This window comes from Streptomyces tremellae, from assembly GCF_039540215.1.
GTDB lineage: Bacteria > Actinomycetota > Actinomycetes > Streptomycetales > Streptomycetaceae > Streptomyces > Streptomyces tremellae.
The window spans coordinates 1-5,538 of record NZ_BAABEP010000125.1 but is presented as its reverse complement, the minus strand read 5'-3'; the positions used below and the strand labels follow the sequence as shown (position 1 = coordinate 5,538).

General features: G+C 73.8%; 8 protein-coding genes. 3 read left to right on the top strand and 5 right to left on the bottom strand.

The features are described 5' to 3' along the window. Nucleotides 1–139 precede the first annotated feature (139 nt). A complete protein-coding gene (locus tag ABEA77_RS33530; protein WP_345655903.1) occupies nt 140–532 on the bottom strand; it encodes a TIGR02611 family protein in 393 nt (130 codons plus the stop codon). Nucleotides 533–722: 190 nt separating this feature from the next. Here ABEA77_RS33530 and ABEA77_RS33525 point away from each other — a divergent pair, with 190 nt between their 5' ends. Continuing rightward, the gene (locus ABEA77_RS33525; RefSeq protein WP_003959770.1) at nt 723–1,136 is read left to right on the top strand and encodes an SsgA family sporulation/cell division regulator; all 414 of its coding nucleotides are present in this window, start codon (nt 723–725) and stop codon (nt 1,134–1,136) included. Between the two features lie 188 nt (nt 1,137–1,324). Beyond that, entirely contained in the window at nt 1,325–1,894 is a 570-nt protein-coding gene (locus ABEA77_RS33520) for a CGNR zinc finger domain-containing protein (protein ID WP_345655901.1), read from the top strand. Between the two features lie 49 nt (nt 1,895–1,943). On the opposite strand, the gene ABEA77_RS33515 is transcribed toward ABEA77_RS33520, so the two are convergent. Together ABEA77_RS33515 and ABEA77_RS33510 are read right to left on the bottom strand one after the other, a co-directional pair. Beyond that, nucleotides 1,944–2,114: a hypothetical protein gene (locus ABEA77_RS33515; protein WP_345655899.1), complete on the bottom strand. Its 171-nt coding sequence runs from the start codon at nt 2,112–2,114 to the stop codon at nt 1,944–1,946. A 176-nt stretch (nt 2,115–2,290) separates the two neighbouring features. Beyond that, the gene (locus tag ABEA77_RS33510) at nt 2,291–2,752 is read right to left on the bottom strand and encodes a hypothetical protein (protein WP_345655897.1); all 462 of its coding nucleotides are present in this window, start codon (nt 2,750–2,752) and stop codon (nt 2,291–2,293) included. A 219-nt stretch (nt 2,753–2,971) separates the two neighbouring features. On the opposite strand from ABEA77_RS33510, the gene ABEA77_RS33505 reads away from it, so the two are divergent. Further along, nucleotides 2,972–3,481: a DsbA family protein gene (locus ABEA77_RS33505; protein WP_345655895.1), complete on the top strand. Its 510-nt coding sequence runs from the start codon at nt 2,972–2,974 to the stop codon at nt 3,479–3,481. Between the two features lie 31 nt (nt 3,482–3,512). Here the strand turns inward: ABEA77_RS33505 and ABEA77_RS33500 are convergent, their stop codons facing one another. Together ABEA77_RS33500 and ABEA77_RS33495 are read right to left on the bottom strand one after the other, a co-directional pair. Beyond that, complete coding sequence (locus tag ABEA77_RS33500; RefSeq protein WP_345655893.1) at nt 3,513–4,349, bottom strand: GNAT family N-acetyltransferase; 837 nt, start codon at nt 4,347–4,349, stop codon at nt 3,513–3,515. Nucleotides 4,350–4,427: 78 nt separating this feature from the next. Next, nucleotides 4,428–5,252 (bottom strand): aminotransferase class IV, encoded by an 825-nt coding sequence (locus ABEA77_RS33495; RefSeq protein WP_345655891.1) that lies wholly within the window; start codon nt 5,250–5,252, stop codon nt 4,428–4,430. Between the last annotated feature and the right edge of the window lie 286 nt (nt 5,253–5,538).

Genomic DNA, 5,538 nt, shown 5'->3' with positions numbered 1-5,538 from the left:
GCAGCCAGTCACTCGACCTCGCCTTCCTCGTCGCCGAAATGTACCGCGACCAGTAACACCCGCACCCCGCCGCCCGGCTCCTCGCGCGTCCGCCCTTGGGCGGCGCTCTCCCGGAGCCGGGCGGCCCGGTACGGTCGGGTCACCGTCCGGTCGACCAGGGCATGACGGCGCCGAAGCGCGCCACGTAGAGCGCGATCAGCGTCCCGAGGACCAGGACGCCGGCGACACCCAGGACGGTGTTGCGGCGTCTGACCTTCGGGTCGACCGCCCGGTGTGCCGCCTCGGTGACCTTGCGTTTCGTCCAGCGCAGCACGCGCTGCGCCCAGACGAACTCGGTCGCCCACAGTGCCATGCCGCCGAAGATCACCAGCCAGCCGGGGCCGGGCAGGGGCAGCAGGATCACACCGCCGACAACGACGGCCAGACCCACCACGAACACACCGATCCGCCAGCTCAGGTGCAGCGGGCGCGACGCCTTGACGAAGCCGGGCGCGCGGGACCCGAGTCCGCTCTCGTCACGCTCCGCGTCCATGTGCTCCAACGTACCGGACACCTCTCCTTCACCGGAATGGCCGAATGAGACAAAACCTGACAGGGCCGTACGAGTGACCTCAAGCATCACAAAAAGGTCAGAGGGGTTTACAACGGCACCGTAAGTGGCATGTCGATTTCGCCGACGTGCGAATCCCCGAGCGCACACTGAGCGAAAGGCCCTGGCGCTTATGAACACCACGGTCAGCTGCGAGCTGCACTTGCGCCTCGTTGTGTCGAGCGAGTCCTCACTGCCTGTACCGGCGGGCCTGCGGTACGACACGGCCGATCCCTACGCCGTGCACGCCACCTTCCACACCGGAGCCGAAGAGACGGTCGAATGGGTCTTCGCCCGCGACCTGCTCGCCGAGGGGCTGCACCGGCCCACCGGCACCGGCGACGTCCGTGTCTGGCCGTCCCGCAGCCACGGTCAGGGCGTCGTCTGCATCGCTCTGAGCTCCCCGGAGGGCGAGGCCCTGCTCGAAGCCCCGGCACGGGCGCTGGAATCCTTCCTGAAGCGCACGGATGCCGCGGTGCCGCCCGGCACCGAGCACCGCCACTTCGACCTCGATACGGAGCTCTCACACATCCTGGCCGAGAGCTGAGCCAGGACGGGAGCCGCGCGACGCCGTCCTACTCGGGGGGACGGCGCCGCGTGCGGGAGCAGACGGGCAGCCGGACCGGCGTCGCCGCCGCGGAAACCACCGCGGCGGCGACGCCGCCGCGTTCCGCCGCGGGCGCGGCAGCCGCCGCGACCCCCGCCGGAGGGGACGGCGGCGACTAGAGTCAGCCCGTGCAGATCCCCCATGACACCCGGATCGCCCTCGACGCCGTCGTCGATCTGGTGAACACGGCGCCGGACAGCATGCCGGGCAGCGCTCCCGCCGACGGCCTCGCCGACGTCGCCGCGCTGACCGCCTTCGCCCGCGACCACGCCATCAGCGACGTCACGCACCTCGGGTCCGGGGATCTGCGGGCCGTGCACGCGGTGCGCGCACGCTTCGCCGAGGTGTTCGCGGCGCCCGACGCCGCCGCGGCGGCGAAGCTGATCAACGAGTTGGTCGCGGCGGCCGGCACCACGCCGAGGCTCACCGACCACGACGGCTACGACTGGCACGTGCACTACTTCGCGCCGGGCGCCTCGATCGCCGACCACCTCACCGCCGACTGCGGGATGGCGCTGGCCTTCATCGTCGTCGCGGGCGAGCACGAGCGGCTGCGCCGCTGCGAGGCGCCGGACTGCGGGCGGGCCTTCGTCGACCTCTCCCGCAACCGCTCGCGCCGCTACTGCGACAGCCGCACCTGCGGCAACCGGCTCCACGTCGCCGCGTACCGGGCCCGCCGCAAAGAGGCGGCGGGCTGAGGGAAGAGGCCGGGACGACAGGCCCCCGGGGTATGCGCTCACAGGACGCTCACAGGACTAAGAGATCGTGGAGGGCCGCCGCGAGGAGGAGCGAGCCGACCACGGCCAGGAAGATCATCAGGGGCGGCTGGGACAGTGCGAAGAGACAGCCGCGCTGTTCTTCGGAGGGAACGTACTGTTCCGGCGGTGCGGGGGACTGATCCCCGGAGGTATCGAGCATCTCGGACAGATCATGACGCAACCCGGCGAGTGCTCCCGACCAACAGACCCCCCGGGGCCAGGACTTCATCTGAAATCGTCGGGGCGCGCCCGTTATCTGAGCAACCTTGATCATCGCGTGACGGATGCGGGCGCGGTGTGCTCCCCCCACCCCCCGCCCACCTGGGCGGGGGCCGGTCAGATGCCGTGCTTCTTGAGGATCGCCTCGATGTCGCTGAAGTCCTCGGACTGCTCGCGCGACGCCCCCTGCGGACGGGTCGCCGCGGCGGCCGTCCGCGCGGCCGGGGCCGCTCCCGCGCCGAGGGAGGGGGCGGAGGCGTCCGGGGCGACCGCCTCGCGCCCCGCGGCCCGCGCGGCCTCCCTGCGCTGCTTGCGCGTCGTGCCGCGGCGCCGGTCCACGGCCCGTGTGACGAGGAACAGCACCACCGCGATCGCGAGGACCCCGAACCCGGCCCAGGCCGTCGGGCTGAACGCCGTGTGCGCCACCCACTTGACCACGCCGGTCATCGCGAGACCGATCGGGACCAGCGCGTACGCGGCGGTCTTGGCGGCGGTCAGGAACCGCCTGCGGTAGGCCGTGACCGCGGCGATCCCCAGCCCCGCGGCCGACACCGCGGCGCAAATGGTCTCGGCAATCATCCGGTCCTCCTGGCGCTCTGCCGTACGCGGGCCCCGGGCCCGGGGCGCGAATCGCGCACACCCGGGCTCGAACTCCCTTTCCCGTCCTTACCTCCCATCCTGCACCCGGGGCACCCCTCGGGGCCACGGCCCGGGGCCCGGTCTCAGGGGAAAGTCGGGGGCGGACTCGTCCCCAGGTCCCGGTTGGGCGGCTGCCCGCCCTCCTGGGAGACTGCTGCCATGAACGACTCCCCGACCGTGCCCCGCGTCCTGCTCGACGTGTGGTGCGAGCTCCAGTGCCCCGACTGCTTCCGTGCCCTCGGCGACCTCGACGCCCTGCGCGAGAAGTACGGGGACCGCGTCGAGCTGCGGCTGCGGCACTTCCCGCTGGAGAAGCACGCCCACTCCTTCGCCGCCGCGCAGGCGGCGGAGGAGGCCGCCGTACAGGGCAGCGGCTGGGCGTACGCGGCCGCCGTGCTCGCGCGCACGGACGAGCTCGGCGCGCGCGGCGAGGAGGTGCTGGTCGAGGTGGCGCGGGAGCTGGGCCTCGACGCGGACGAGGTGGACACCGCGCTGATCGACGGGCGGCACATCCTCGCCGTCGACGCGGACCACGCCGAGGGCAAGGCGATCGGGGTGCGCGGCACCCCCACGTACGAGATCGGCGGCGTCCTGCTGGACGCGAGCAAGAGCCAGGACGGGGTGCGGGAGCGCGTCGAGGAGGTCGCGGACCGGCTGCTCGCGCGCTGAGCCGCGCCGCCGGGGCTCGCGGCGGCGGCCCTCAGAGCAGCGGTTTGACGAAGTGCCGCTCGGTGACGCGGTAGCCGAGCGCGTCGTAGAGCCGCACCGCGGGCGTGTTGTCCGTGAAGACGTGCAGGCCGAGGCGGGCGGCTCCCCAGCCCGCCGCGACCCGCTCGGCCACCCCCATCAGCGAGCGGCCGTGGCCCCGCCCGCGGTGCCCCTCCCCGACCGCGACCTCGTAGACGTGCGCGCCGGGCAGCCCCGCGACCTCCTGCCTGGCGACCCAGACCCGGCCGACCACGGACCCTTCGGCGACCAGCACCCGGAAGGCGGTCCCAGGGGTGCGCAGGCCGTCGGGCAGGATCTGCCGCCTGCCGGCGGCGGCCCGCAGGCGTGCCTGCTCCCGCGTCATGCCGCGGTCGGCCCAGTGGGCGGCGAAACGCGCGTCCGCACCGGCCGACCACTGCCCGAACTCCCCCGCGGCCATGGCCCGCTCGGTGACGCCGGGCGGCAGCTCCTGCACCTCGCCGGCCGGCTCCTTCACCATCGTCACGCTGCGCTCCGCGTACCCCAGCACGCGCAACAGCCCCGCCGCCGCCTCCGCCCCGGCCGGGGCGGAGGCGAGCACCTGGCGGCAGCCCCAGCCCCTGAGCACCTCCTCGGCTGCGAGCGCGGCGACCGTGCCGCGGCCCCTGCCCCGGTCGGGCTCCTCGATGCGGAGCGCCCTGACCACGCCGGCGGTGGGGCCGAAGGCGGGGTCGGTGCCGAGTTCGACGGCGCCGACCGGCCGGCTGTTGACGCACACCCGGTAGGCGCGGGTCTTGACGCCGTCCGGGGTCTCCTGGAGCGGCCCGGTCGGCCGCAGGGTCGTGGTCATCGCTGCTGTTCTACCCGTACGCCGGGCCGCGCGTCACCCCGCCGCCGCGGTGCCGGCGGCTCAGGCGGGGTCCGTGGCTCAGAGGGGGTCGGGGTCGGCGGCCGAGCGCTCCTGGAAGATCCGCAGCGCCTTCGCCGTGACGGGGCCAGGCGCCTGAGCCAGGTCCCGGTCGTCCACCCGGTGCACGGCCTGCACGTCGCGCAGGCTGGAGGTGAGGAAGACCTCCTCCGCGCGGTCGAGCACGTCCATCGGGAGGTCGGTCTCGCGGGCGCCGGCCCACTCCACGACCAGCGCGCGGGTGATGCCCGCGAGGCATCCCGAGGCGAGCGGCGGGGTGTGCAGCTCGCCGTCCACGACGACGAAGACGTTGGAGCCCGTGCCCTCGCACAGCTGCCCCACGGTGTTGGCGAACAGCGCCTCGGAGGCCTCCTGCTCGTGCGCCCGCGCGAGGGCGACGACGTTCTCGCCGTACGAGGTGGTCTTGAGTCCGGAGAGCGCGCCGCGCTCGTTGCGTACCCACGGCACCGTGACCACGGCGGTCGAAGGGGGCGCCGGATGGGCCTCGCCCAGCGCGACGACGAGCGTGGGGCCGTTGCCGCCGCGGTCGGAGCCGAGCGGCGAGAGCCCGCCGGTGTAGGTCACGCGCAACCGGCCGAGGGGCGTCGGCGACGCGTCGAGCACGGCGGCGCACGCGGCGCGCACCTCGTCCAGATCGGGCTCGGGCAGCCCGAGGCCGCGCGCGGAGCGCGCCAGCCGCTCCAGGTGCCTGGTGAGCGCGAAGGGCCTGCCGTGCACCGCCTTCAGCGTCTCGAACACGCCGTCGCCCACGGTCAGTCCGTGGTCGAAGACCGACACGTGCGCCTCGTCCGCCGTGCGCAGCGCGCCGTTCACCCAGATCTTCATGGAGCCGTCCTCCCACTCGCCTCGTACGCCCCCGACGCTACCGCGAGCGGGTCGACGGACCTCGCCGGAAGCGGCCCCTCCGGGCGGCCCGCGGGCCCGCGGGGAGCACCGGTCCGCCGCCCCGGCGGGGTACCGGCGCAGCACGCTGCGTAAACGCGTTTTTGTGCTGGCCCTGGAATCCGCTAGAGTTCACTGCGTCGCCCGGCACGCAAAACGGACCGGAAACGACAGGCGGACGTGGCTCAGTTGGTAGAGCATCACCTTGCCAAGGTGAGGGTCGCGAGTT

Bases quoted from the DNA above. Each gene is read 5' to 3' on its own strand.
- ABEA77_RS33530 (WP_345655903.1), bottom strand. From the start codon at position 532: ATGGACGCGGAGCGTGACGAGAGCGGACTCGGGTCCCGCGCGCCCGGC.
- ABEA77_RS33525 (WP_003959770.1), top strand. From the start codon at position 723: ATGAACACCACGGTCAGCTGCGAGCTGCACTTGCGCCTCGTTGTGTCG.
- ABEA77_RS33515 (WP_345655899.1), bottom strand. From the start codon at position 2,114: ATGCTCGATACCTCCGGGGATCAGTCCCCCGCACCGCCGGAACAGTAC.
- ABEA77_RS33510 (WP_345655897.1), bottom strand. From the start codon at position 2,752: ATGATTGCCGAGACCATTTGCGCCGCGGTGTCGGCCGCGGGGCTGGGG.
- ABEA77_RS33505 (WP_345655895.1), top strand. From the start codon at position 2,972: ATGAACGACTCCCCGACCGTGCCCCGCGTCCTGCTCGACGTGTGGTGC.
- ABEA77_RS33500 (WP_345655893.1), bottom strand. From the start codon at position 4,349: ATGACCACGACCCTGCGGCCGACCGGGCCGCTCCAGGAGACCCCGGAC.
- ABEA77_RS33495 (WP_345655891.1), bottom strand. From the start codon at position 5,252: ATGAAGATCTGGGTGAACGGCGCGCTGCGCACGGCGGACGAGGCGCAC.